Genomic DNA, 25,169 nt, shown 5'->3' with positions numbered 1-25,169 from the left:
CACACCGCCCGACGCGTAAGGGCCCTGTGCCCGCCGTTGCGCTTCACGCTCGGCGCATCGCGCTGCGGGCGACTGAGGACAGCAGGGTCCCGATGGCTACGCCGATGAGCAGATAGACCGCCGCGGTACCGCACTTCGCCGAAAGTGAGGCGGTAGTCGTGAACGGCAGCAGCACCATCACCGCGGTGGCGAGCGTCAGAATCCAGCTGAAGAACCGGTCCGGCCGTGGCGTGGCCGCCATGAGCAGGTGCAGCAGGCCCGTAGCAGCGAGCGCAGCGAGTGCGGCACTGCCTGCCAGGGCCCCTGTCGTGGCGTTGCCCATGGCGCCGTCACCCTCGGGTGCGAAGACCGCGATCCCGAGCACTCCTCGTACGAGGAGCAGCGCGACGATCGCGGTGAGCGCGGCCACGACTGCCGTCATCACGCCGCCCGCCCACAGGCGGCCTGCGTCCAGGCGAGGCTGGGTGGGCGGAACCTGCTCTGTAGCGGGCTGCGGGACTCGGTACGACGAGTTCGAGGGTCCGTAGGGGCCGTAGGGGCCGTTCGGGGAATCCACGTGGGGCTGCCCTTCGGAGATCAGGTGAGCAATTTGGTCTTGGCCTGGGCGAACTCTTCGTCGGTGAGCTTGCCTGAGTCGTGCAGCTCGGCGAGGCGGGCGAGGTCGCCGGTGCCGCCGGACGATCTGCCCGATCCGGTGGTGGTCTCATCCTCGGCGGCCGTCTTGCGGATGTAGTCCTTGAACGCGGCTTCGGCGTCCCTGGCCTGCTTGACGTCCCGCTGCCCCATGCCGCGTCCACGGGCGATGACATAGACGAGTACGCCGATGTAGGGCAGCACGATGCAGAAGATCAGCCAGCCGGCTTTCCCCCAGCCGCTGAGGTCGCCGTCCCGGAAGATGTCCATGACGACGCGGAAGAGCAGGAACAGCCACATGACCCAGAGGAAGAAGAACAGCATCGTCAGGAAGAGGTCGAGCAACGGGTAGTCGTCCATGTCGCGTTTCTCCTCCGCAGAGTCCGGTGGTCCGGCGAGTATCACCCCTTTAGTGCTGTATGCGCATTTCGGAGGCAGGGCAGGTGCCTGGTTGAGGAATGACGTGGAAGGTCCCAGCACGCCTACAGTCCGGGCGGTGATCGAGGCGAGGGCGTTGACAGCCCAGCAAGAAGGGCGTCGAGCAGGTGTGCCTCAGGGTACGACGGCGAGGATTTCTGCCGCGTTCCACATCAGCGCACCCAGCGGAGACCGGACGGTCCGCTGAGGCAGGTCGTGCCGATTCGAGGCCGACTGCGGTGGGGTCGACTTCGCCTGCGCTTCGGCTCACGGGAACCTCTCGCCTGGGTTCGCGCTCCAAATGTTCAAGACCTTATGCTCGCAATTGTCCATATTCGCTTGTCAGGGAAGGTGGCCCCGCTCGTGCCTGCTGGCCTGAACGCTGATCGTGTCGGACCCGTCGACGTCGCCGTGATCACCTTTGAGGGCAATCGCTTCAACGGCGACGTCGCCCCCGCTCTGCGGCAACTACAGCAGGACGGCGCCGTACGCATTCTCGATCTGAGCTTCATCCGCAAGGCCGAGGACGGCTCCGTCGCCATCGTGGAGCTGGGCGACGCGGAAGTGGCGCAGGAGTTCGACCAGGTCACCGATGTGCAGTTCGATCTGCTCAGCGACGAGGACCTGCGCTCGGTCGCGACCAGCCTGCCGGCAGCCTCCTCGGCTCTGGTCGTGGCCTGGGAGAACAGTTGGGCTGCGCGGCTCGCGGCGGCAATTGACGCTTCCAACGGTGAACTGGTGGCCCTGGAGCACATTCCGCGAGACGTCGTCATGCGGGCCGTGGCGGCGCTCGACGCCCCATGATGCCCAGCCGATCAACAGACATCCGAGTTCAGGGAGAATCGACATGCCCCAGCGCTTCGGCCGGCCCGGCCTCTTGGGCACGATCGCCCGCACGGCGGTGATCTCCGGCACCGCTTCGGCCGTGTCCAATCGCGTCAACCGCGGCATGGCCGAGCGCGATTACCGCCACGCCGCGGACGCACAGGCCCAGCAACAGGCGTGGATGGACCAAGGGGCGGCGCAGGCCCAGGCGGCCGGGCCCGCACCTGCACCGGACGCAGCCGCCCCCGCCGTGGACCGGGTTTCCCAGCTCACCGCGCTGGCGGACCTGAAGGCGCAAGGACTTTTGACGGACGAGGAGTTCACTGCCGAAAAGCGCCGAATTCTCGGCAGCTGACGCGCGACGCACCGTCAGTTCACGGTGGAGTCGCGCACGGTGCAGGTGTCCGTGTCCGCCGGGCACCAGTGCGTGCGGCCGCCCACGAGGTGGAGTTCGAGGTCGGCGTCGCGCATGCCGTTCGTGTCGAGCGCGGCGCGCAGCGCGGTCGGGGCGGGCTGGGGCGGCAGGCCGAGTACGCCGATGACGACGACGCCGCTGCGGGCCTCGACCGAGGCGATCTGCCACTTGCCGGCCGAGGCCCACTTCTCGGCGACCGGGCGGGCGTTTGCGGCCAGGGCGCGGTCCCGCGCTACGGAGATCGTTCCGGTGGTGAGCGGCACGGCGATCAGCAGCACGACCACGGCGACGGCCACCAGCGTGCGCCCGTGGAACTCCCCCACAGTGTGTCCGGACTCCTGGGCCGCAGCCCGGATGCCGTAGACCAGGAACACGATGGTGCCCGTGGCCACGATGGCGGCCACGTTGGTCGCGAACAGCAGCGCCGACTCACTCGCGTCGTGGTACCGGCCCACTGTGATGAGCAGTCCGGTGACGGCGAGCGGAGGCACCAGCGAGATGGCGATGGCCACGCCCGGCAGGGTGTCCGAGATATCGGCGCGGACCAGCGCGAACGCGCCCACCGTGCCCGTCGCCAAGGCTGCGAGCAGGTCGATCAGGCGGGGGCTGATGCGGGCGGAGACCTGGCTGTTGGACGCGAAGGCGTCCGGTGGCGCGGCGATCCAGCCGAGCAGCATGCCGATCGCCACCACCGCCAGCGCACCGCCGAGCACGAGCAGCGCGCACCGCATCACCTGCGCGCGATCGGCGAGCACGAGAGCCAGCGCACTACCCAGGATCGGTGTCATCAGCGGGGCGACGATCATGGCCCCGATGACGGTCGCTGTGGAGTCGCCCACCACACCGGCTCCCGCGATCACGGCGGCCAGGACGAGCAACCCCCAAAAGCGAGTGGAACTCGGGCTTCGGAAGTCCCGTTCGATGAACAGCGTCTCGGTCATCCGGTGGACCGTGCGTGCATCGACAGATGCCATGAGTCTCTACCTACTTAAGCGTTGTGCGGCCACGAAGCCGATCCGGGCTGCATGAACAGTTGACTGAAAGAGCGCTGACGCTGGATGTATGGATGCCGAGACACCGAAGGCGATATGTCCGCGATACGCCGTACGGGGGCATGGAGATCCTGAGCGGCGTCGGGCAGGAGGCGCTCCCACCAGCCGATTTCTTCCATCAGCGGCAACGGCCGAGGCAGCAACGCGGCGCTGAGGCGGGAGCAGGCGAGACCTCGCCGGCGATGGGCTGCTCCCCCAATGCCAGTACGGCTCTCCGACTTAGACCTGCAAGGCCAGACGTCAGCGGCCGGTCACCCTGATCCGCCGGAAGACGCCCAGGATGTCCGAGCGGCTCGTCTACGACGTCTTCACCTACGAGCAGCGGTGCCTCGTGACGAGTTCTCGATGAGGCGACTCGTACTGTGATCGCGCAATGATTGGTCGTGGCGACTGACCCGCGAGGGCGATCTGCCATCGGGGGGGCTGTGCAGCCCCCATGCGATACGCCTCCGAATTCCGGACCGAGACGCATTTGCGTGAGAGCGCACTCGAACTCCTAGGTTCGGCGGCATGCGATACATCAAACTCGGAACGACCGGGCTGGAAGTCTCCGCCATCGCCCTCGGCTGTATGAGCTTCGGCGAACCGGACCGGGGGGGCGAGCCATGGTCGCTGGGCGCGGACGCCAGCCGGGACATCATCAAGCAGGCCCTCGAGTGCGGCGTCAACTTCCTCGACACGGCCAATGGGTACAGCGCCGGAAGCAGCGAGGAGATCGTCGGCCAGGCGGTCAAGGACTTCACCCGGCGCGAGGAGGTCGTTCTCTCCACCAAGGTCTGGATGCGGATGCGACCCGGCCCGAACGGAGCCGGGCTGTCCCGCAAGGCGATCTTCGCCGAGCTCGACGCCTCCCTGAAGCGGCTGGGAACCGATTACATCGACCTGTACCAAATCCACCGCTGGGACTACGACACCCCGATCGAGGAAACCCTCGAGGCGCTGCACGACGCGGTCAGGTCCGGGAAGGTCCGCTACATCGGGGCCTCTTCCATGTACGCCTGGCAGTTCGCCAAAGCCCTGTACCTCGCCGACCTGAACGGCTGGACCCGGTTCGTGTCGATGCAGGACCACTACAACCTCATCCACCGGGAAGCAGAACGGGAGATGCTCCCGCTCTGCGCCGACCAGGGCATCGGCGTGATCCCGTGGAGCCCGCTGGCGCGGGGCAGGCTGACGCGGGCCCGGGGCACCGCCACGGCGCGCGCCGAGACCGACGCGGGCGGCAAGATCCTTTATCGCGACGAGGACCATGCGGTGGCCGAGCGCGTCCATGAAATCGCGGGCAAGCGGGGTCTGTACCCGGCCCAGGTCGCCCTGGCCTGGGTCATGCGTCACCCGATGGTGACCTCGCCCATCGTGGGGGTCACCAAGCCGGCCCAGCTCACCGACGCCGTCGCCGCGGTGGACGTCGAACTCGACGAGGACGAGGCCACCTACCTGGAGGAGCCCTACAAGCCGCACGAGACCGCCTACCTGGAGGAGCCCTACAAGCCGCAGCCTGTGGCGGGCTCCCGGTAGTCCGGACCACCGCCGGGCCTCGTTCTCGCGCAGGGGCCAATTGACGTGCTTCAGAAGCGCACCGGGGATGCCCTAGCGGCCGACGGAGGTCCAGTCGGTGGGGGCGGGCGGTACCGAGCGCCCTGCGGCGTGTTCACGGAGGCGCCGAGTCAGTTCCGGCAGATCATAGGCCGGGAAACAAACCTGGAGCAGTTGGAGATGAAACCGCGATGGCAACTCCTCCTTGAACATCGCCACGTCCATCGGCTTGATCTTCACGTCCCACGCGTCGGGAGCCGCCCAGTGCGTCATCCGGACGTAGAACGCGTCCCGCGGGCCGGCATTGGCCACGGCCGAGAGGAAGGCGAGGCCGCTGTCGGCCGGGAAATCGATGAGTATCCAGCCTCGCCTGGACTCCACCCACTCCGCCATGTGCGGCAGCTTCTCCGGCCAGCTCGCGTTGCTCTCACCCACGTCCTGACAGCAGGTGAAGGTGTCGAACCCGTATTCCCAGATCGCCTGGATCGTGGGTGCGAGCTGCTCATCGATCTGCGCATGCTGGTCACCGACCCGGACGAGAACGGTGGGGTGGGTGCCTTCGTAAGAGGTCATCGAGCGAGCATACGAGCGGGATACGACACCTGTCCGGGCAGGTGTCGCACCGTCGCGCGACGTCCGAGATCCCGCACTGCGGCTTACGGGCGAACCCACTCGCCGCGCTCACTGTAATCAAGTAGGTGCTCAGCTAAGCGGTTTCCGCGAGGCACCCACCACGGAGCTCCCTGTCGGCTCGTCCGCCGTCACTACGTCTCGCGCGTGCTGGGGTGGAGCACAGCCGTAGCGATCTCCCGCACGCGGTCCAGGGTGATCCCTGTGCGCTGCTCGACGGCGAGGGGGTGGTCGGTGGGCTCCAACTCGACGAAGGGACGCTCACCGACCGGACGGGTGTGCACGTGCGTCTTCAGATTGAGAGTGGTCGGATAGAGGGACAGGTCAGTGGTGAGCCAGCCGAAGTACGGCTGCTCAGCCTCACGGCCGGGGGTGTCCCACAGGTCAGCAGCCCTGGAGAAGCTCTCGCGGCTGAGCGAGACCCAAACGCCCCAGGAGAACACCCCCTCGCTGTCGATGACCGGTATCTCGATCATGCCCTTGACGAAGTAGTGCCGTCCGCGGACCACGCACTGGTCCGCGGACAGCAGGCAGTCGTCGGCATCGGCGAAGGCCTGATCCCACACGACTGGAGCGTCGGACGTGTAGTTCATCGGCAGCTCCGGGTGGTGGGCTCCGCAGCACGAGCAGGTGAAACCGAAATCGCTGGTCATGGCGCTGGAGCCTAATGGCGACGTCCGCGAGCGGCCCCGGAGGGCTCCCCCAGCCGCCCCTGAGGCCAACTTCCATGAGCAGTTCAAGGCTTGAGTGAGAGCGGGTCTGCTGTGTCGGTTCGCCAGAGCGCTCCCTGCCGGCAGCGCCGGCCGGGCGCTGAAGTTGGTCGGCGACACCGTCGGGAGTTCGTCCGCCGGACATCCATCAATTTCGATACGGCCGTTGCGTAAAGGGGTGTCGCTCTCTACTGTCAATAACGACACCGTCGTATCGAAAATGCGGGCGACCGACGGACCGGCATCAGGAGAGGATGAGTGACGCCCGTGACAGCTCCCATGCGCCGAGGCCGTCCCCGCAGCGAGGACGCCGACGGGCGGATCCTCAAAGCAGCTCACGAACTGCTGGTGGAACGCGGCTACGACCGGTTCGCCATCGACGAGGTGGCAGCCCGCGCCGCGGTGGCCAAGACCACGATCTACCGGCGGTGGCCCACCAAGGACCATCTGCTCGTCGCTCTCGTCGCCAAGATCCAGGACGAGGTGGCGGTCGCCGACACCGGCGACATCAGGTGTGACCTGAGCGTCTATCTCACCGCCATCGCGACTGGACTCGACCGGATGCGCCGGGTCGGCAGGGACGCCACGGGTAAGGAGGACCGATCGGCCGGAGTCGTCGCCGAACTGGTCGCGGCCGCCGCCCGGCACCCCGATGTGGGCGACGCCGTACGCAATCTCTTCGCCCGGCGCAACACCCTGCCGCTGGCACTGCTCGACCGTGCCCGTGAGCGCGGGGCTCTGGCCCCGGACACGTCGTCCGAAGTGCTCTTCGATCAACTGGCCGGTGCCCTCTACTACCGGCTCCTGATCACCGGTGCGCCGATCGGCTCCGACTATGTCGAGGAGCTGGTCGGCCACGTACTCGCCGGATCCGGCGTCACCCGTCGCCCAGAGAGGAACTGATCATGTCCTGCCCTGCTGTTGCGTCTTCGGTGCCGGCCGCGTTACTCGGGGCGCCGGCGCAATCCGTCCCCCGGGAGATCGGACAGAGGACCAGGAGTGCGACCGAAGCGCCACAAGTGGGGGCGGCCCGGTGAACCATCCACTGGCGCTCGCCGACAACGGCGCCCTGCTCGCCGTCCGCTTCTTACTGGAAGTGACCTCGGTGGTCAGCGTGGGCATCTGGTCCTGGCGCAGGACCCCCACCCCGTGGCGCTGGCTGCTGGTCGTCGCGCTGCCCGTCCTCGTGGGCTGGGCATGGGGCACGTTCACCGTGCCGAACGACCCGTCCCGAGGTGAGAACGGCGACGTCCGCACACCGGGGCCGCTGCGCCTGCTGCTCGAGGTCACGGTGTTCTTCGGCGCGGTGGTCGCACTTCACCTTGCGGGCCTGTGCCGCGCGGCCCGCTGGCTCTTTGTGGTCATGGTCGCCTATCAGCTCCTCGCCTACGACCGCATCGGCTGGCTGCTCAGCCACTGAACACCTGGCACCGCCTCGTGCAACGGACTTTCCCGTACACAGGTGAGCGCCCATGCATCGCCACACGGAGCGCCTGCTTCGCTCGTACCTCACACGGAGAAACCGCGCGTCGAGCCGCGCAGCTTTCAGGCGGCCCAGCACTCGCGTAACCACGGTCAAGGGACAGCCTGTTCGTGATGATCCCGACGCTACCCTGCGGGCCAACAATCAGGCTCAGTGGTCAAAAAGCCTGCTCACGGGCGATGACTCCGGCGACTACGGCACGGCGTTCCGGGACAGGCGCGCCTCAGCCCTGGCCCTCCTGGAGAGGGGCTGTGATGGCCAGGTCCTCGTCGAGCTTTGCGACCAAAGCGTCGGCGAGGGATGGCGCGTAGCGAGTGGCCCTCTGATCGACCGCGGCCAGGAAAGCGACGAGCTGAGCCTGCACGGAGCCCAGGAGTTCGGGCAGCTGGACCAGCGGCAGTTCGATGCGTAGACCGTCGGGGTGCTCCACGTCCGGCCATAGCCGGACGGTCGCCCCTATGCACTCGGCGCGCGGCGTCGGGTCGTGGCCGAGCCAGGGCTCTTCTCCGTTCATACAGTCCAGCCAGTCTCGCCAGTTCTCCAGGCCGAAGCAGCAGCCGGGAGGTGCAGTCACTCCGGTCGACGTGTCCCGGATCCGGATTCCGCCGGGAGCGATGACCTGGTCAGCGGTCAGCAGCTCGCTTACCAGCTCCGTGCTGTCTCTGGGGCCGCGGGTCCCGACCTCACCGTCACCCTTGTTGTAGTTGGTCAGGACTTCCATGGCGGTGCCGAGTTCTCGCACGGACAGCCGGCCGGACAGAGCCAGGAGGTGGCCTGCCGGCGAGTCGGCTACGGGCCACAGTGCGAAGTCGCGGACTTCGGAGGTCTCCAGCACGGCATTCATGATCAGCACGGCGTCAGTTTCGCTCTTCGAACGGTGTGGACGCCTCGCTATTTTTGATCGGCAACGTGTCCTCATGTCTGCCGAGTTACACGTGGATGAGACATCTCGAGTGCCTGGAGAACCGTCTGGTGGGCCCGTACCAGCAGCACCCGCTTTGGAGCAGAACCGCGACCTGCCCGGCCGACGAGACCTCGACCGGATACTCCCCCGCCCCACCGTCCGCCTGCCCGCGTACCGCTCCGCCCCGGCCACCCCCGCAGTGACGGCCCGAACAGCGGGTGCCGCTTTGCCAGCGTCACGGCCTCTCGTGGCTGCCCTCGACAAGCCCGGGGTGGATCGCTCGACCCGGCTGCGTGTGTGGCCGACTCACGCCTCGGGGTCGGCCCAGGTCGCCACAAGTGCCGCCGTGTCCGGAAAGCGGGGGCCGCCGATCGCCTCGTCGATGGTTTCGCCGTTCAGCCAGCACACCTGCTCGGGGGCGCCGTCGCCGGTGTCGAGCAGACAACACACTCCGCCGCTGGCGGCGGTGAGGTCCGTGAACACCCTTCTGACGCTGGCGGAGCGGGCGAACAAGCGGCTCATCCCCGAGGTCGCGGCCCAGCACTCGATGGACACATAGCCGGGGTGCAGGAAGGTCCGGAACCGGACCGTGACGTAGATGTACCCGATGCGGATGCGCCCATCTCCCTCAAGGACAGGGCCGTCCGTTCGCGAGTACTCGCGCAGTGTCTCATCGGCCTCGAACATGAGGGCCGTGTCGAACTCACACGTGTCGCTCGTGGAGCAATCGACAGGATCGCTCTTGAAGCCGGACGTGAACGGCAGGACCACGTGATCACCGCCTGGCAGGTTGACCTTGAGCGGCGGCACGGTACGGTTCGGCGGCGCCAGCGTGGCCAAAGTGGTCAGTGCCCTGGCGACATGACGCGGACGCAGATAGATGTCGTAGCTGTATACGAGACCCACGTATCCCCCTCCTCAAGATCGGATCGAACACTCTCACGCTCCACCCCCCTGACGCCCACACGTTAAGGCCGTCGCCCCCAGGCCACCGGAGCCGGAGGAGCCCGGAGCCGACGTGTACGCCGCGACCACACACGCTGACGGGACCGAGGCGGATGCTCTGATTCATGCGCCGGGACACCACAGTTGGAACCGGATGCGAACATCCGACTCCCGTACACGGAGATGATGGTCACCATGGATACGACACCACCGGGCCAGGCCCTGGTCGACGCGGGCTGGCAGAAGGTTCGCGACGACGGGCGGGTCCGGCCAGAACTGCTCGAAGTTGCCTACGCCGAACCCCGCCTGCGCCAGTTGTTCCCCTGGACGGGGATGGGAGAGTTGCACTTCAGCCGCTGCACCGAGTGGCCGTGGGCATGGGACATTCCCTACATCCAGCCTGCAGCAGAAGGCGGATACTGGGTCTCCGGTCCCCTGCGCAGCGAGTCCGTGGGTCCAGCCGCGACAGCACAGCAGGCCGTCACGATGGTCGTGGACCGTCTCCCTCCCAACTGCGGACCTGCCTTCGTCGGAACCCGAGAGGAACTCGCTGCCCACGACGCCGCGATCCTGCCCGCGACCTCCGAGACCAAAGGCACCAACCGTTCCACGAGCTGATCTTGGTTCCAACCGTCGTGCCCCAGCTCCAACTATCGCCGAACAGCTCATTTCAGGCGCCAGATAGAGCGCTCAGCGACGACAAGTGGAAAACTCATCCGCCAGCAAGATTCGTGGTCCGGGGTCAACTACAGGGACGGCAAGGTCTGCGTGCACTTCAGCGGGATCTGCCGCACTGCCTGGATGAGCGCGCCGATCTGGGGCCCGTCTGGCGGATCTCCATGAGCTGGCGCGAGGGCGCCCAGCGCGGACGTGTCGTCGAGCTTGCAGGACGCGCCCGTTGCTGCCCGAAGATCCTGCCTCAAAGCCGAGTTGCCCCATGTTGGACCGAAACAGTCACGTCAAGGACGGCCATCGGTCAGCAGCCCACTCTCTCCAGTTCGCCCAGCCGGGCGGCGGGTCTTCGGCCCTGCGTCTTACCAGCTCCGCCGCATCAGGTTCCTCGAAGTGCGCCCGCCCGTGCACGATATCGGCCTCGGTCATCGGGAGCGTCTCCTCGGGGAACGCGGCCCAGCGATGGGCGATCCGGGCGCGTTGTGTCTCACCGTTCACCGGCAGGTAGACCATGCAGAAGCGCGCACCCTCGGCCTCCACCAACCAGCGGATCGCGGACCGTTCGCCCCGGGACCAACAACCGTAGTCCAAGACGTTGGTACCCAGCCCCTGGCAGGCCAACCATCAGGAACAACGTGGTCACACCCAGATCGTGGCAGGCCAGCTGGACGGATGACCACCGCTCTAGGGCGCGTATCGGGTCGCGATCAATGAGCACCGAAGCTTCCGGGGCGGGTGCTCCGTCGGGGATACGGGGCCCGGTGACCTGCGCAGCGCCGTGTGGAGGCGAGTGACCGGAAGTGACGCCGTAGGCAGGTAGCCGGGGCCCGAGGACCCCGGCTACCTGCCTACCGTGACGGTGCGTCAAAGCATGGCGAGACGGTCCACCAGGAGTTCTACCCTCTGCTCGACGTACTCCGGCGGCAGCCGTCCGGCCCGGGTCAGGGTCACGATCCCGTGCAGGGCCGCCCAGAACAGCTCGGTGAACAGCCCCGGGTGGACACCGTCCCCGGCGACCTCGCTGAGGCTTTCCAGCAGGGCGGCGAAGGCGTCCTTCAGTGGCTCCGGGGTGTCCTCCTGCGCGAAGGCCAGGCCTCCGTCGAGCTGGAACATGGCGTCGTAGAGCGCCGGGTTGCGTTCGGCGAAGTCGAGGTAGGCGCGGGCGAGGGCCGTGACCCGGCCACGCGGACCGGCCGCGGCGGAGGTCGCGGCCCGCACCGCCGCGGCCATCTCGGCGGCGCCCTCGAGGGCGACGGCGCCGATGATCTCCCGTTTGCCGCGGAAGTGGCTGTAGAGGACGGGCTGGCTGTACTCGATGCGCTCGGCCAGCCGGCGGGTGGTGACCGCCTCCCAACCCTGCTGCTCGGCGAGTTCTCGGGCTGTCGCCACGATGAGGCGCTCGCGCTCCGCCCGTTCGCGCTCCTTGCGTTCCTGTACCGACATGATTCGACCCTAGCACCGCTAGGCAATCGAGCGGCAGCAGTGCTAGCGTTGTCACATCACCTAGCGCCGCTAGATTTCTGGAGGGGTCATCATGCTCAACGCACTCGAGGTCGTCACCACCGTGGTAGTCGGCGTGATGGTGGGGGTGGAGTTCTCCGTCCCCTTCTTCAGCAACCCGATCCTCAACGCACTGCCAGGCGATTACGGCCTGCGCGCCCGCACCCACGGGGCCCGACTGGGCGGCGCCGTGATGCCGTTCTGGTACATCGGCTCGCTCGTCCTCGTCGTGGCCTGGGCCATCGGCGGATGGGACAACCCCGGCACCGGCCTCGTCGTCACTGCCGGCGCGCTGCTGATCCTCAGTGTCATCATGTCGCTCACGCTGCTCGTCCCGATCAACAACCGGGTCAAGGCGTGGACCGCCGACAACCGGCCTGAGGACTGGAAGGAGCAGCTGAATCGCTGGGACCGCTGGCACTACGTCCGCGTCGCCGTCATCGTCGCCGCCTTCGCCTGCCTGGCGGCCGCCCTTGCCTGAACCCGCGGGCCGACACGGCGCTGGTGGCGCACGAGCCACACCCCGGGCGGCAGCGGGCCACCGGAATCCGAACATCCGGGAAGGGTGTAGCTCGCCTGGATGGAAGGAAAGGTACTGATCCCGGGCCCCCACAGGCGACCGGTAGTGTCGGCCGATGATCACCAATCCGAAACTCCAGCTGACCATCGACTGTGCCGAGCCGGAGCGACTCGCGGTGTTCTGGGCTGCAGCGCTGGGCCACGAAGTCGAGCCGCCACCAGCGCCCTTCGCCAACTGGCGCGCGCACTGGTTGGACCAGGGCTTGTCAGAGGAGGAGCTGGGCACGGGTGACTGCAGTGACTCCGTCGTCGATCCACAGGGTGTCGGACCGTTGGTGTAGGCGTTGTCGTCGATTCCTGGCTGTGTGCGGCCGGGTGGGACGTCGTGGAACTCGTCGGGCCCCATGAGGCGGGTGAGGCGGTGGCGGCCGGCTGCGGGGTCGCAGTGGCTCAGCGGCGACAAGGCCCAAAGTTTCCGCCGCAACCCCCGCTGCCTGCGAAGACGCCACATCCGACACACGATCCCGGCGCCGAAGTACCCGCGTGCCAACCGTCAACGACGAGGCATCCATGGCGGCAGGTCCACCGGCTTCGACCACGACCACTACCGTCGCCGCCACAAGGTAGAGCGGACGATCAACCGGCTCGCGAACTCTCCTGCAGCCACAACGCGTTACGACATACGGGCCTACGTCTTCCACAGCACCATCACCGCAGCAGCCATCCGCCTGTGGCTTCACATGTGATGCGGAGGACGGGATCGGCATCCTAATCAGACCGGAAACACTCAGCGCGCGTCGAACGCCGCCTGCAACGCGTTCTCCGTAGGAGCGATGACAACCGCACTTCCCTGAAGCTCCGCAGGAAGATGAGGACGATCGTTCTCGTGGAAGATCAGCGCCGCACCGTCCTGAGGAACGATTGAGGCTCCGAGGGCTCTCGCCAGCCGGGCGAGCACGCCGAGCATGGCGCCACGGGCAAAGTGCGTCGCCGTCACGCCAGACATCTCGCCCTTGTCGTCGGACCCGTGGTAAAGATCCGCTTCACCCCCATCTTCCGCGCGGAGTTGGGAGAAGCCCTCACCCGGACCGCCCGCCACCACGTACGGCTCCGTCACCTGCCGGAAACGTTCGGCGTCCAGCGCGACAACCTCACTGTCGACAAACCGGAGCAGGAAGATGCTGTAACTCACGAACACAGCCTGCCATCGTCGTGATCCGCCGGACAGGCCCATGACTATGGGCGGGCGCCGAAATGGGATGCGCACCGCGCAGACGCGATGGTGTCTCCTCGCAGCTTTCACCTCGAGCCCGATTTGCGGATCCGCCGTGATGGACGCTCTGCGACGAGCCGTTCTTTCCGGGGACGACGGCCCTGCTACGGGTCGGAGCGCTGCTCACGAGGTCTCGTGGTTCAGGTGGATGAGCCCTTCGATGGAGCCCAGTCGGGTCTGCATGACAGGGTCTGCTACCGGTGTGGTCGTGAGCAGCAGTACCTTGGCCGACGGGTGTTCCGGAGCGTATAGGTCGTCTTCGCCGTCGTCGCCGGGGATGGGGTTGGGCTGGATCTCGACCCGCCGGTTCGGACTGCCGGCGAGGTGGTAGATGCCCCGGTAGTAACTGTCGCGCTCGGTGAAAACCAGCCCGAGACAATCACTGACGAGCCGGACCAGGTCGTCGGAGGTAAGGGTGCGGGTGCCGTAGGTGTGATGGTCGGTCATGGTGCATCAGACCCTATGCCGCAACGGCGGTGGAGGCTCGACCAGTTGGCCGCGTTCGAAGCGGGCCTCGGCTCGGACGAGGACAACGAGGTGGGAGACGGCTGCCACCATGGGATCTTCGGCGCACTACCATGCGCCGGTGTCGGACTTCATAAAGCAACTTCCAGCCCTGCTCGGGGTGATGATCGGAGCCTTCGGCTCGTACGTCGTGGTCATGCGCGGCGATCGGGCAAGGTTCCGTCGGGAACACGCGGCCCGATGGCAGGAGAGGCAGCTCGCCGCCTACACCGACTACGCGCTCACACTGAAGAAAACACTCACTCTTCATCGCCGCGTCGCAGCGCATCTCGGCCACGATGCCTATCCACACCCGCTGCCGCTCGCAGAAGTCACTCCCCTCCTGGTCGAAGCCGCCGACACCAGGTCCGCGGCCGGCGAAGGGCTGCTGATGCTCGGCTCTCCGGAGGTCGTAGAGGCTGCACACAGCTGGGCTCTCACGGTGACGGAGGTCGAACGCCTTTTGCACACTCCCGGCTGCACCGCAGACACATGGTCGGAGCAGATCGAGAAGCAGCAAGCGGCTCGGGCGGGTTACTACACGGCCATCAGGCGCGACATGGAGCTGCCGCCCGGTCATTCAGGGCGGTGGCAACCACCGCCGGCTCAACCCGCCTGAGTCACGACAGAACGCAGCCAGCGTCGTCGGACCGTCGCCGGTGGGGCGTGTCTGGTGAACGGGGAAGCGCAGGGCACGGATCACAGCGGCGGAGTCGCCGGGCTTGAGATCAGCGAGATCGAGACAAGATCGAGAAGCGTGAGCATCTGACGCGTAACGGGTCCTGGTGGAAGCTGGGAGCCGTCCGGGTTCAAGGACGGTCGCTCGCGATCCCTGGCGCCTTCGCCAACCGGCGGCAGGATGCAGAGTTCGAGCAGCAGCTGATCACCATCCAGGAGCTTTGGTCTCACGCGGTCGGCGACTGACCGGGTTCACGCCGCGGGTTTCCTCGTCGCGGGCAGGCGGAGACCACGGCGGACGGCTTCAGCGTGGATCAGGTCGAGTTCGTGACGGGCACCGTCGACGAGCATGATCCAGTCCCCCAGATGCTGCGGGTCACGAGCCTGGGCCGGGTGAATGCGCCGGCGATCATCTGCTTCGGTTGGCCGATCAGTGAGGCTGTGCACCACTCTCCGGACCGCTCAGGCCCGGTCCGGTGCCAGTGCGGTGGAGCTCCGGAGGCGGAGTTCGGGGTCGATGAGGACCTCGTCCGCGCTGACGTCGCGGTTCGCGATGAGGGACGTCACGATGCGGCCGACGTTCTCGGCGATGCGCTCGATGGGCTGCCGGACCGTGGTGAGGGGCGGCCAGATGAAGTCCAGCATCGGGGAATCGTCGTAGCCGATGACGGACACGTCGTGGGGGACGCGCAGATCGGCGCGGTCCACGGCGCGGTAGGCGCCGAGCGCCATCTCGTCGCTCGACGCGACGATCCCGGTGACGCCCCGCTTGAGCAGGGTGGTCGCCGCCAACTGGCCGCCCTCCACATTGAAGTGCTGGCGGGAGACGAGTTCCGCCGAGTCGTCGAGCCCGCGGCGGCGCAGCGCGCGCAGGAACCCCTCGACGCGCCGGTCGGCCGGGATGTTGCCGGTGGGGCCCGCGAGCAGACCGATGCGCCGGTGGCCGAGGTCGTGCAGGTGACCGACCGCCAACTCGGAGACCCGCCAGTCGTCGGTGGAGACGACCGGGGCCTCGAACTCGGGGAAGCCGCCGTTGATGCTGACGTACGGGATGCCCCGTGACTCGATGAACTGCACCACGCGGTGGTCCTCGTCGCGCAGCGTGTTGCTGGAGGACAGGAAGACGACGGCCGCGATGCCCGCGTCGACCAGCGACTCGACGTAGTCCCGCTCGCGCGGTGTGCCGGGGTAGACCGGGCAGATGATGGGTGTCAGCCCGTGCGGACTCAGCTCGTTCTCGATCCGCTCCGCCTGGTGGGCGAAGATCGGGTTCTTCAGGTTCGGGGTGAGCATGAGGACGAGCCGCTTGTCCAGCGGCCGTTCGTACCCGACCTTCCGCAGGGCCTCCTCGACGGCCTGCCGGGTGGCCGCGGAGACGCCGTACTTCCTGTTGATCACCCGGCTGACGGTCGCCTCGCTCACCTCCGCGGCCTTCGCGATCTCAGCGAGGGTCGTGGTGCCGATGGGCATACGGCTTCCTCCCCGCCGCTTCGCGGGGTCCGGGCCCTTCGCTGTCGTCATGTCAAACCTTCCGGTCGCACGCTGAGTTGTCCGGCGTGCCGAGCGCCGACTGTCCGGGAGTCATTGTTTCACCGAGCCGGCGAGCAGCCCGGCGACGAAGTACCGCTGGAGGAACAGGAACAGCACCAGGACCGGCAGGACCGAGATCAGCGTACCTGTGAGCAACTGTCCGTAGTCGGTGGACTGGACTCCGTGCAGGGTCGCCAGCGAGACGGGCAGCGTGTAGGCCTCCGGGGTGCGCTGGACGATGAGCGGATAGACGAAGTCGTTCCACTGGGCGAGGAACAGGAAGATCGAGAGCGCGGCGAGTGCCGGACGCATCGTCGGCAGGACGATCTGGAGGAACGTGCGCAGTTCCCCGGCACCGTCCATGCGCGCCGCCTGGATCAGTTCGTCGGGCACGGACTGCATCGACTGCCGCATGAGGAAGATCCCGAACGGCAGGGCCAGGTTCGGGAGGATCAGCCCCTGGTAGGAGTTGAGCCAGCCGAGTTCGACCATCAACTTGAACAGCGGTACGAGCGTCACCTGGCCCGGCAGTGCCAAGGACGCGATGATCACGGTGAACAGGACGCCCCGGCCGCGGAAGGTGAACTTCGCGAAGGCGTAGCCGGCCGCGCTGCACACGACGAGGCCGAGACCCGTGTAGACGAGGGACACCACGACGGAGTTGCGCAACGCGGAGCCGAACTGCAACAAGGTGAAGAGACCGCTGAAGTTCTCCCAGAAGTGACTGCCCGGCAGCAGCGCGGGCGGCGAGGAGAAGATCTCGCTCGTGGAGTGGGTCGTCGCCACGACCAGCCAGGCGAACGGCGCGAGCATCAGGACGGCGCCCAGGCCGATGAACGTGGTGAGCACGGCGCTCAGCGACCTTGTCGATCCGGCCGCGCCGCGCCGTCGTGGTGCCTTGAGCGGGGCCTTGAGCTGTGTGGCGGTCACTGGGCGCGCCTCCTCAGGACGAGCGACTGGATGACGGAGATGGCGGTCACGATGATCGCGAGGACGTACCCGAGCGCGGACGCGTAGCCGAAGTCGAAGTTCTTGAAGGCGGTGTTGTAGAGGTACATGCCGATGGTGAGCGTCGCGTTGTCAGGACCGCCGTTGGTCAGCACGTAGGGCTCGTCGAACAGTTGCAGGGTGCCGATGGTCGACAGGACGACCGTCAGCAGGATCGTCGGCCGCAGCCCGGGGATGGTGACGTGCCAGAACTGCTGGCGCCGGGTGGCGCCGTCCACCTGGGCCGCCTCGTACAGCTCGGCCGGGATCGCCTGGAGCTGGGCGAGGTACATGACGGCGCTCTGCCCGGTGTAGTGCCAGGTCATCGCCATGATGATCGAGGCCTTGGCCCAGAACGGGTCGGTGAGCCAGGGGACGCGCGGAAGGCCGACCGAGGTGAGCAGGTAGTTGATGAAGCCGTTCTGGTAGTTGAGCAGCGCGGAGAAGAGGATTCCGTACGCGACGAGCCCCATGACGATCGGCACGAAGTAGGCCACGCGGAAGAACGAACGCCATTTGAGCAGCTTGGAGTTGAGCGCGACGGCCAGCAGGATCGCGAGGCCGAGCATGAGCGGTACCTGGACCACCAGGATCTCGAACGTGTTGCGCAGGGCCGTCCAGAACAGTGGATCGCCGAAGATCCGCTGGTAGTTGGCGCCCCCGACGAACGTGATGACGCCGCCGACGTTCTGCGTGAAGCTGAGGTAGAGGGCGTACAGGACCGGATAGACCTTGAAGCCGACGAACAGCACGATCACGGGTGCGAGGAACGCGTACGGCGTCGCCCGGGTACGGAGCTTCGACCGCGCTCCCGGGCGTCGTGGCGGGACCCGGACCGGGGCGGCGGGTGGGAGGGACGAGGGCGCGGGGCCGGATTTCAGGATGTTCGACATGGTGGTTCGCCCGTCAGTCCTTTCCGATCTTCCGGCCGGTCTGCTGCGAGAGCAGCTTCGCGGCGCTGTCGAGAGCCTTCTTCGGGTCGGCGCCCTTCACGAGCACCTGGGTCTGTGCGTCGTCGAAGGCCTTGAGCGCCCTCGGGAAGTCCCGCGTGTAGTAGTCGGGCGGTGTCTTCTGGCCGAGGGCCTTGACGACGAGCCGGTTCGTGTCGATCCCGAAGTAGGGGTTCGACTGCTTGAACTCGGCGGCGTCCCACATGGGGCGGTAGCTCGGGAAGAGCCCCGCGGCCCGGGTCAGCGCCCGCTGGCCGGAGAGCGTCGCCATGCTGAACCGCACGTACTCGTAGGCCAGCTTCTGCTTCTCGCTCGACTGCGCGACCGTGAGGTACGTGGCGCCCGCTGACGACGCGGTGAACCCACCGGGGTGCATGGCGGGAGACATCCGCACGCCCCACTTCCCCTTCATCTCGGGGGCCGTGGTCGGGAAGCTGCCGACCATCCACGAGGCGCCGGGCATGATCGCGACGGGTGACTGTCCCTTCATCTGCGACGTGGTGCCCTGGCTCTGGGGGATGTCCGTGACGAGCCCCTTGTCGTTGGCCCGCTTCAGGAAGTCCAGTGCGGAGACGCTGCCGCGGTCGGTCAGCGAGATGTTGCCGCCCTTGTCGAAGAAGAACGTGCCTTCCAGACGGGCCAGCATCTCGAAGAGGTTCGCCGCGTCCGCCTGCGACGCGGCCTTGTCGAGGGCGAAGAGGTCGGCGCCGGTCGCCTTTTTGATCTTTACTCCGGCGTCGAGCATCTGGTCCCATGTGTGGATGCCACCGATGTCGACGCCCGCCTTACGGAACAGGTCCTTGCGGTAGTACACGAGATTCGTGTTCACCTCGAAGGGGATGCCGTACTGCTCGCCCCTGGCGTTCTGACCGCCCTTCCACAGGCCGCTGGGGAAGTCTTTCGCGAGGGCGTCGGCCCCCATGTCGCTGAGGTCGGCGAAGCTGTCGGGGAAGGTCTCCAGGTAGTTGCTGACGTAGTCGCCGCCGATGTCCATGACGTCGGGGAGGCCGAAGCCGCCGGCCGCCATCCCTGACGTGATCTTGTCCCAGATCGCCGGGTTGCCGACGTCCTGGACCTTCACGGTGTAGCCGGGGTGGGCCTTCTCGAACAGCTTGGCGGTGGCCTTCATGCCGGTCGCCGGCGCTCCCCAGGCCCAGGCGGTGAGGGTGTGCGGACCGGATTCGTCGGACGGCGCCATCGAGCAGCCGGTCAGCGCACCGGCCAGGAGCGTCCCCACCGCGGCGAGTGTGCCGACCCTGGCGCTCCAGCGATGACGCCGCAACGCGGTCGTGGACATCGATCCTCCTTGATCGAGATACGACAGACGGGCTGATGGGCGCCATCATGACTCTGCTTACCTCGCCCTTGCAAGATGTAGTTGCAAGTTTGCATACTGCTTTTCGAAGTCACGCGGACCCGGGTCACCGGACGCGGCGTCCGCGCAGCCGAACCCACTCGTAGCCATCGCCGTTGAGCGCCACCCCCGCTGCACGAAGGAAGCCACGACACCGATGTCACCCCTCGCCCCAGCCAGCGCACTGCCAACCGACGGGACCGCCACCCGTGTCGACGATCGCACCTGGTCGGTGTCGGCCGCGCCCGGCCCGGGCCCCGGGATCCGTTTCGACGCGCCCGCCGGGCCTTCCGTGCTGCTCGACCTGCGCGCCGACGAGCGGCACCTCCTGCCGGACGACGGCCACTCCCCCGTCGACCTCACCGGATCGGGTGCCTGCTGGCTCCTGCCCGCCGATCCCCGCTCGACCGAACCCGCCTGGCACATCGTCGGCGACGGCACCGTCGAACTGAGCGGTGACGGCCACCGCCGTACCGTCACGGTCCACGCCGACACCGCGACCGTCACCGCCCACCACGCCCGCCCGCACGCCGACGTCGACGGCGGGACGTTCAGCCTGGACCTGCCGGGAGCGGAGCCGCTGGCCGACGCCCTCGCGGGGTTCTACTGGGGCACCGTGCTGCCCTGCGTCGTCGAGCGGACCACCGCCGCCGGCTACCCCGACGCGAGCGGATACGTGATCAGCACCCTCGCCGACAAGTACGTCGGCACGTATCCGGACGTCGACCACGAGTTCCAGATCAAGGGACGGATGGCGTGGGGCAGCGGCACCGACCTCGACGTCGTCCGGCGGATGATCGACCTCCAACTGCGCATGATGCGCGAGGACCCCCAGCAGATGTGGCGCGATCCCTGCGCCGTGCAGCCGGACGGCGACCGCGAGTACCACGTGCGCCGCAACAGCGCCGACGGCACCGAGAACGCCGTCATGTTCCTCGTCACCGGCAACGTCGAGGTCCTGGAGTCCGCGTGGCTCTACTACGCCCGCACCAAGGACACCGGCTGGCTGCGCGAGCGCATCGAGGACCTGGAGGGCGCGGCGTCCTGCGTCGTCGACTGCATGGACCCCCTCGGGCGCCTGTGGTCGGACGTGTACTACGAGGACCAGGTGATCAAGGACGGACGGGAGACGATGGCGGCGTCCCTCGCCGCCCACTCCTTCCGTCTCCTGGCCGACCTGGAGGAACTGCTGGGCCGCGAGGAGCGGGCACGCGGCTACCGGGACCTCGCCGCACGGCTCGCCGCCAGCCTGCGCACCCCGCTGCCGACGGGTTACTGGGACGAGGAGGCGCAGCGCTTCACCGACTGGGTGGACCGTTCCGGGCGGGTGCACGACCACATCCACCTGCTGGCCAACGTCCTCCCGGCGATGTTCGGGCACGCCGACGCCGCGCAGACCGAGCACGTCCTCGCGCTCGTGGACCGCGAACTCGACGAGTTCCAGCGCTTCCCGACGTTCCTCGCAGCCCGCGTGCAGGACTACACCGACGCCGAGATCGGCGACGGCGGCCCGTACGACCTGTGCGCCGCGGGCCGCTACTGGTGCTGGGACGCCGCGTTCTGGTCGTGGCGCGGCGACGGACCGATGCTCCGCCACCAGCTCGACACCGTCGCCGCGCAGGGCGCCCGCGACGACTACGTGATGGGCGAGCGCTACGACATGGACCACGTCTACTACGTGGACGGATCCGACTGGCACGGCGCGGCCCATTACTACGAATACCCGTGCGTGTACGCCTGGGTGCTCTTCGCCGAGTACCTGGGGGTGCGGGCCACGCTCACCGCCGACCTGCGCATCGCCCCGCGGGTGACGGGCACCGGGTCCGTGACGCTCGGCCAGCGGGCCTATCAGCTCACGTACCGCATCGACGACGACGGCTTCGAGCTCGTGAACGACGCCGACCACGCGCGGTCGTTCGAGATCGAACTCGCCGCGCTCGGCGCCGCCGGCCTGCGCACGGCCGACCTCGGGCCAGGAGAGTCGATCCGGATCGCCGTCCCCGGCCCGTCCGCCGACACCGAGGAGGCCCCCGCATGAGCACCGCCACCGCTCTCCAGGTCGATCTCGCGGTCACCCCGTTCAGCCGCCGCGGCTCCTACTTCGCCGTCTCGCACACCGTCGACCAGCACGAACCGGGCTTCTACCTCCGCACCGTCCGGGGCGACGCCCGACACCGCGAGATCCTCCGGCTGCTGCTGGACGACGCCCCCGACGCCCGCTCGCTGACCACGGCGGGCCGGCTGACCCTCAGCCGCGGCGCCACCCGCGTCGACGTGCTCCTCGACGGGCCGGACCGCGCGGTGCTCCAGGTCGAGGGAGGCTCCCTCACCCTCGACTTCCGTGCCACCTCGCAGTACGACTCCGTGCTCCAGGAGAACGAGAACACCTGGCGCTTCGTCGACAGCGGCGCGAACCGCAACTACCGCGTCCGCGTCCTCGACGGCGCCGCCCGCCTCGACGCCCGCTGGGACGGAACCCGCAACACCGAGGCACGGCTGCGCACCACCGCGCAGGAGGACGCCGCGACGATCGTCATCGACGAGTACGGCAGCGCCGCGCCCACCCGGCCGCTCAACCCGCCGACAGCCGTCGCCCTCGCCGCCCAGGCCGACTTCGACGCGTGGTGCCGCACCCACGGCGGGGCCGCCTGCGACGACCCGGCCGTCTCCGACAGCGTCCGGCTCGCCGCATACGTCACCTGGGCCGCACTCGCACCGGCCGGCGGCCTGCTGCGCCGCGAGTCGATGCTCATGTCCAAGAACTGGATGACGAACATCTGGAGCTGGGACCACTGCTTCAACGCGATGGCCCTGTGGCGGGACCCGCACGCGGCCGCCGACCAGCTCTTCGCCGTCTTCGACCACCAGGACGAGCACGGCTGCCTGCCCGACTACGTCAACGACGCGGGAATCCAGCGGAACTTCGTGAAACCGCCGATCCACGGCTGGGCCGTCGCCCATCTCATGGACCGCGACGGCCTGGACGAGACCACGATCGCCGCCCTCTACGAGCCGCTGCGCCGGTGGACCGAATGGTGGTTCGAGCACCGCGTGTACGGGGACGACGGCATCCCCTCCTACAACCACGGCAACGACTCGGGCTGGGACAACGCGACCACGTTCGGCGCGGGCGTGCCCGTGCAGAGCCCCGACCTGCTCGCCTTCCTCGCCCTCCAGATGCTCACCCTCGCCCGGATCGCCGCACGCACCGGCCGCGGCGAGGAGAGCGCCGCGTGGCGCCGGCGGGCCGAGCGGACCGTGCGCACGATGTGCGAACGGTTCTGGTCCGACGGCCGGTTCGTCGCCCGCCACACCCTCACCGGCCGTGTCGTCGCGGCCGACAGCCTGCTCACCCTCATGCCGCTGGTCCTGGGGGACCTCCTCCCCCACGACGTGCGCGACACGACCGTGCGCCGCCTCCTCGACGGCGGCTACCTGACTCCGTACGGACCGGCCACGGAACCGGTCGACAGCCCCTTCTACGAGGCGGACGGTTACTGGCGCGGACCCATCTGGGCCCCCTCGACGATGCTGCTCGTCGACGGGCTGCGCCGGTCGGGCAGGACCGACGTCGCCGACGACATCGCCGCCCGCTTCACGGCGACCTGCGCCGCCGCGGGCATGGCCGAGAACTTCGACGCCCTGACCGGCGCCGGGCTGCGCGACCGCAGCATGACCTGGACGGCGTCGGTGTACCTCACGCTGGTGTCCGAGCGCGCCGGGCGTCCGACCCCCACCACCGACCGAGCGAGGGAGCACGCCTCATGAGCCGCTTCGAGATCGACGACCGCGACTTCCTGCTCGACGGCGAGCCGTTCCGCGTGCTGTCCGGCGCCCTCCACTACTTCCGTGTGCACCCCGACCACTGGCACGACCGCATCCGCAAGGCGCGGCTGATGGGCCTCAACACCATCGAGACGTACGTGCCGTGGGGGCTGCACGCGCCGGAACCCGACGCCTGGATCAGCGCGGGGAACCTCGACCTCGACCGGTTCCTCACGGCCGTCGCCGACGAAGGCATGCACGCCATCGTCCGGCCGGGCCCCTACATCTGCGCCGAGTTCACCAACGGCGGCCTGCCCACCTGGCTGTTCACCGATCCCACCGTGGGCGTGCGGCGCGGCGAACCGCGCTTCATGCGGGCCATCGAGACCTACCTGGACCGGGTCCTGCGCACGGTCGTACCGCGACAGATCGACGCCGGCGGCCCGGTGATCCTCGTACAGGTCGAGAACGAGTACGGGGCCTACGGCGACGACGCGCAGTACCTCGACGCCCTGACGGCGATGATGCGCGACGCCGGCGTCACCGTCCCGCTCACCACGGTCGACCAGCCGCAGCCGCACATGCTGGAGAACGGTTCGCGGCCGGGACTGCTGCGGACCGCCTCGTTCGGATCGCGCTCCACGGAACGCCTGCGCACGCTGCGCGAACACCAGCCGACGGGTCCGCTCATGTCGTCCGAGTACTGGGACGGCTGGTTCGACTCCTGGGGCATGTACCACCACACGACGTCGGCCGAGGAATCCGCCGCCGACCTCGCCGACCTGCTCGACCTCGGCGCCTCCGTCAATCTGTACATGTTCCACGGCGGCACCAACTTCGGCCTGACCAACGGCGCGAACGACCGCGGCGTCTACCAGCCCATCGCCACGACCTACGACTACGACGCGCCGCTCGACGAGGCGGGCCGCCCCACCGCGAAGTACTGGGCCTACCGCGAAGTCCTCGGCCGCCACACGAAGTTGCCCGAGGAGGTGCCGTCAACGGTCGGGCCCGCACCGACCGGCGAGGTCCGGCTCGGCACCGTCGCGCGCTTCCCCGACGCGGCCTTCGCCGCGCTGCCCGTGACGGCCTCGGCCACCGTGCCGACCTTCGCGGAGCTGCGCAGCGACGCTGCCTACCTCCTGCACAGGACCCCGCTCGCACGGCCCACCCCGTCCGTCCTCACGGTCGGCGAGGTGCGGGACCGCGTGCACGTCGTCGTCGACGGGAACTGCGTCGGCGTACTCCAGCGCGAGGACCGTGCCCGTGCGCTCACCCTGCCGCCCGTCGAACGGGAACTCCTCCTCGTCGTCGAGGACCAGGGCCGCGTCAACTACGGCCCCCGGCTCGGCGAGGACAAGGGCGTCATCGGTGACGTCCTCCTCGACGGCGCGCCGGTGACCGGCTGGGAGAGCGTCGCGCTGGGAGCCGACGACGTGCTCGCGCTCGCCCGCCCCGGATCGCCCGGCAGCACGGCCTCGTCGATCCCGGCGCTGAGCCTCGCGTCGGGCACGTTCGACGCCGACGACGCACGCGACCGGTTCCTCGACACCTCGACCCTCTGCAAGGGCGTCGCCTGGATCAACGGGTTCTGCCTCGGCCGCTACTGGTCGCGCGGACCGCAGCGCACCCTGTACGTGCCGGGCCCGGTCCTGCGCCCGGGCGAGGAGAACACCCTGGTGGTGCTCGAACTCGACACGGCACCCGCCGCCGTGGCGCACTTCGTCGCGGACCTCGACCTCGGTCCCGTGGAGGACTGACCGGCAGGATCGGCCGGCGCCATTGTTTTGTCGCGGGGCCCGTGACCTGCGACGGAGCAGTGGCGCGCCATGACAGGCGTTGAGGACTTCGCCGGTAGCCTGTCCGGACACCCTGCGCGGTCCGGCG

General features: G+C 68.2%; 26 protein-coding genes and 3 pseudogenes. 13 read left to right on the top strand and 16 right to left on the bottom strand.

The genetic code is table 11. The features are described 5' to 3' along the window. Positions 1–43: 43 nt before the first annotated feature. Both K377_RS36240 and K377_RS36235 read right to left on the bottom strand, forming a co-directional pair. Positions 44–556 (bottom strand): DUF6069 family protein, encoded by a 513-nt coding sequence (locus K377_RS36240; RefSeq protein ID WP_111667887.1) that lies wholly within the window; start codon positions 554–556, stop codon positions 44–46. A gap of 20 nt (positions 557–576) precedes the next feature. Continuing rightward, positions 577–993 (bottom strand): SHOCT domain-containing protein, encoded by a 417-nt coding sequence (locus tag K377_RS36235; RefSeq protein ID WP_111667886.1) that lies wholly within the window; start codon positions 991–993, stop codon positions 577–579. A gap of 420 nt (positions 994–1,413) precedes the next feature. Here K377_RS36235 and K377_RS36230 point away from each other — a divergent pair, with 420 nt between their 5' ends. Together K377_RS36230 and K377_RS36225 are read left to right on the top strand one after the other, a co-directional pair. Then, the gene (locus K377_RS36230) at positions 1,414–1,854 is read left to right on the top strand and encodes a DUF6325 family protein (RefSeq protein WP_258395252.1); all 441 of its coding nucleotides are present in this window, start codon (positions 1,414–1,416) and stop codon (positions 1,852–1,854) included. Positions 1,855–1,897: 43 nt separating this feature from the next. Further along, complete coding sequence (locus K377_RS36225) at positions 1,898–2,230, top strand: SHOCT domain-containing protein (RefSeq protein ID WP_111667884.1); 333 nt, start codon at positions 1,898–1,900, stop codon at positions 2,228–2,230. Between the two features lie 14 nt (positions 2,231–2,244). Here the strand turns inward: K377_RS36225 and K377_RS36220 are convergent, their stop codons facing one another. Then, positions 2,245–3,264, bottom strand: coding sequence for a DUF389 domain-containing protein (locus K377_RS36220; RefSeq protein WP_111667883.1), 1,020 nt, complete (start codon positions 3,262–3,264; stop codon positions 2,245–2,247). Positions 3,265–3,852: 588 nt separating this feature from the next. Here K377_RS36220 and K377_RS36215 point away from each other — a divergent pair. Then, positions 3,853–4,860 carry an aldo/keto reductase gene (locus K377_RS36215; RefSeq protein ID WP_111667882.1) on the top strand — a complete coding sequence of 336 codons (1,008 nt, stop codon included), beginning with the start codon at positions 3,853–3,855 and terminating at the stop codon, positions 4,858–4,860. A gap of 72 nt (positions 4,861–4,932) precedes the next feature. Here the strand turns inward: K377_RS36215 and K377_RS36210 are convergent, their stop codons facing one another. Together K377_RS36210 and K377_RS36205 are read right to left on the bottom strand one after the other, a co-directional pair. Then, positions 4,933–5,451, bottom strand: a complete 519-nt coding sequence (locus tag K377_RS36210) for a hypothetical protein (protein WP_111667881.1) — start codon at positions 5,449–5,451, stop codon at positions 4,933–4,935. Positions 5,452–5,642: 191 nt separating this feature from the next. After that, positions 5,643–6,101, bottom strand: coding sequence for a DUF2199 domain-containing protein (locus K377_RS36205; RefSeq protein WP_237551283.1), 459 nt, complete (start codon positions 6,099–6,101; stop codon positions 5,643–5,645). Positions 6,102–6,485: 384 nt separating this feature from the next. On the opposite strand from K377_RS36205, the gene K377_RS36200 reads away from it, so the two are divergent. Both K377_RS36200 and K377_RS36195 read left to right on the top strand, forming a co-directional pair. Next, complete coding sequence (locus tag K377_RS36200) at positions 6,486–7,121, top strand: TetR/AcrR family transcriptional regulator (RefSeq protein WP_146614820.1); 636 nt, start codon at positions 6,486–6,488, stop codon at positions 7,119–7,121. 130 nt (positions 7,122–7,251) lie between these two features. Beyond that, positions 7,252–7,638, top strand: a complete 387-nt coding sequence (locus K377_RS36195) for a YrdB family protein (RefSeq protein ID WP_111667878.1) — start codon at positions 7,252–7,254, stop codon at positions 7,636–7,638. Positions 7,639–7,924: 286 nt separating this feature from the next. On the opposite strand, the gene K377_RS36190 is transcribed toward K377_RS36195, so the two are convergent. Together K377_RS36190 and K377_RS36185 are read right to left on the bottom strand one after the other, a co-directional pair. Beyond that, the gene (locus K377_RS36190) at positions 7,925–8,545 is read right to left on the bottom strand and encodes a hypothetical protein (protein WP_202454580.1); all 621 of its coding nucleotides are present in this window, start codon (positions 8,543–8,545) and stop codon (positions 7,925–7,927) included. A 366-nt stretch (positions 8,546–8,911) separates the two neighbouring features. After that, on the bottom strand, positions 8,912–9,511 hold the full coding sequence (locus tag K377_RS36185; RefSeq protein ID WP_111667876.1) for a hypothetical protein: 600 nt from the start codon (positions 9,509–9,511) through the stop codon (positions 8,912–8,914). Between the two features lie 234 nt (positions 9,512–9,745). On the opposite strand from K377_RS36185, the gene K377_RS36180 reads away from it, so the two are divergent. Next, positions 9,746–10,168, top strand: coding sequence for a DUF6193 family natural product biosynthesis protein (locus K377_RS36180; protein WP_220093191.1), 423 nt, complete (start codon positions 9,746–9,748; stop codon positions 10,166–10,168). A 336-nt stretch (positions 10,169–10,504) separates the two neighbouring features. Here K377_RS36180 and K377_RS36175 read toward each other — a convergent pair. Continuing rightward, positions 10,505–10,846 (bottom strand): annotated as a pseudogene (locus K377_RS36175) (ATP-binding protein); the annotation flags it as partial. A gap of 240 nt (positions 10,847–11,086) precedes the next feature. Further along, positions 11,087–11,665: a TetR/AcrR family transcriptional regulator gene (locus K377_RS36170; protein WP_111667875.1), complete on the bottom strand. Its 579-nt coding sequence runs from the start codon at positions 11,663–11,665 to the stop codon at positions 11,087–11,089. A gap of 91 nt (positions 11,666–11,756) precedes the next feature. On the opposite strand from K377_RS36170, the gene K377_RS36165 reads away from it, so the two are divergent. From K377_RS36165 to K377_RS36155, 3 genes and pseudogenes are all read left to right on the top strand, one after another. Continuing rightward, a complete protein-coding gene (locus K377_RS36165; protein ID WP_111667874.1) occupies positions 11,757–12,203 on the top strand; it encodes a DUF1772 domain-containing protein in 447 nt (148 codons plus the stop codon). 154 nt (positions 12,204–12,357) lie between these two features. Next, a complete protein-coding gene (locus tag K377_RS36160) occupies positions 12,358–12,582 on the top strand; it encodes a VOC family protein (protein ID WP_161194964.1) in 225 nt (74 codons plus the stop codon). Between the two features lie 108 nt (positions 12,583–12,690). Then, positions 12,691–12,987: pseudogene (locus K377_RS36155) on the top strand (IS5/IS1182 family transposase); the annotation flags it as partial. 41 nt (positions 12,988–13,028) lie between these two features. Here K377_RS36155 and K377_RS36150 read toward each other — a convergent pair. Together K377_RS36150 and K377_RS36145 are read right to left on the bottom strand one after the other, a co-directional pair. Beyond that, on the bottom strand, positions 13,029–13,433 hold the full coding sequence (locus K377_RS36150) for a hypothetical protein (protein WP_146614819.1): 405 nt from the start codon (positions 13,431–13,433) through the stop codon (positions 13,029–13,031). 204 nt (positions 13,434–13,637) lie between these two features. After that, a complete protein-coding gene (locus K377_RS36145) occupies positions 13,638–13,961 on the bottom strand; it encodes a hypothetical protein (RefSeq protein WP_111667872.1) in 324 nt (107 codons plus the stop codon). 139 nt (positions 13,962–14,100) lie between these two features. Here K377_RS36145 and K377_RS36140 point away from each other — a divergent pair, with 139 nt between their 5' ends. Beyond that, complete coding sequence (locus K377_RS36140; protein ID WP_111667964.1) at positions 14,101–14,637, top strand: hypothetical protein; 537 nt, start codon at positions 14,101–14,103, stop codon at positions 14,635–14,637. Positions 14,638–14,978: 341 nt separating this feature from the next. Here K377_RS36140 and K377_RS42535 read toward each other — a convergent pair. The 5 genes and pseudogenes from K377_RS42535 to K377_RS36120 form a co-directional block, all read right to left on the bottom strand. Next, a pseudogene (locus K377_RS42535) lies at positions 14,979–15,208 on the bottom strand (ISKra4 family transposase); the annotation flags it as partial. Continuing rightward, positions 15,159–16,166: a LacI family DNA-binding transcriptional regulator gene (locus K377_RS36135; protein ID WP_111667871.1), complete on the bottom strand. Its 1,008-nt coding sequence runs from the start codon at positions 16,164–16,166 to the stop codon at positions 15,159–15,161. The pseudogene K377_RS42535 and the gene K377_RS36135, both read right to left, overlap by 50 nt. Positions 16,167–16,277: 111 nt before the next feature. Next, positions 16,278–17,156 carry a carbohydrate ABC transporter permease gene (locus K377_RS36130; protein ID WP_258395251.1) on the bottom strand — a complete coding sequence of 293 codons (879 nt, stop codon included), beginning with the start codon at positions 17,154–17,156 and terminating at the stop codon, positions 16,278–16,280. After that, entirely contained in the window at positions 17,153–18,106 is a 954-nt protein-coding gene (locus tag K377_RS36125; RefSeq protein WP_111667870.1) for a carbohydrate ABC transporter permease, read from the bottom strand. Before K377_RS36125 ends, K377_RS36130 begins: the two co-directional genes overlap by 4 nt. 13 nt (positions 18,107–18,119) lie before the next feature. Next, entirely contained in the window at positions 18,120–19,460 is a 1,341-nt protein-coding gene (locus tag K377_RS36120; protein WP_111667869.1) for a sugar ABC transporter substrate-binding protein, read from the bottom strand. 214 nt (positions 19,461–19,674) lie between these two features. Here K377_RS36120 and K377_RS36115 point away from each other — a divergent pair, with 214 nt between their 5' ends. Genes K377_RS36115 through K377_RS36105 form a run of 3 tightly spaced genes read left to right on the top strand, consistent with a single transcriptional unit; the run spans position 19,675 to position 25,042 of the window. Then, the gene (locus tag K377_RS36115) at positions 19,675–21,555 is read left to right on the top strand and encodes a hypothetical protein (RefSeq protein WP_111667868.1); all 1,881 of its coding nucleotides are present in this window, start codon (positions 19,675–19,677) and stop codon (positions 21,553–21,555) included. Beyond that, complete coding sequence (locus tag K377_RS36110; protein ID WP_111667867.1) at positions 21,552–23,285, top strand: amylo-alpha-1,6-glucosidase; 1,734 nt, start codon at positions 21,552–21,554, stop codon at positions 23,283–23,285. The genes K377_RS36115 and K377_RS36110 overlap by 4 nt, the downstream gene beginning before the upstream one ends. Continuing rightward, positions 23,282–25,042: a beta-galactosidase gene (locus K377_RS36105; protein WP_111667866.1), complete on the top strand. Its 1,761-nt coding sequence runs from the start codon at positions 23,282–23,284 to the stop codon at positions 25,040–25,042. Before K377_RS36110 ends, K377_RS36105 begins: the two co-directional genes overlap by 4 nt. Positions 25,043–25,169: the final 127 nt, after the last annotated feature.

The organism is Streptomyces sp. PsTaAH-137 (genome assembly GCF_003259365.1).
In the GTDB taxonomy this organism is placed as follows: Bacteria; Actinomycetota; Actinomycetes; order Streptomycetales; family Streptomycetaceae; genus Streptomyces.
This window is presented reverse-complemented; position numbering and strand designations above follow the sequence as displayed.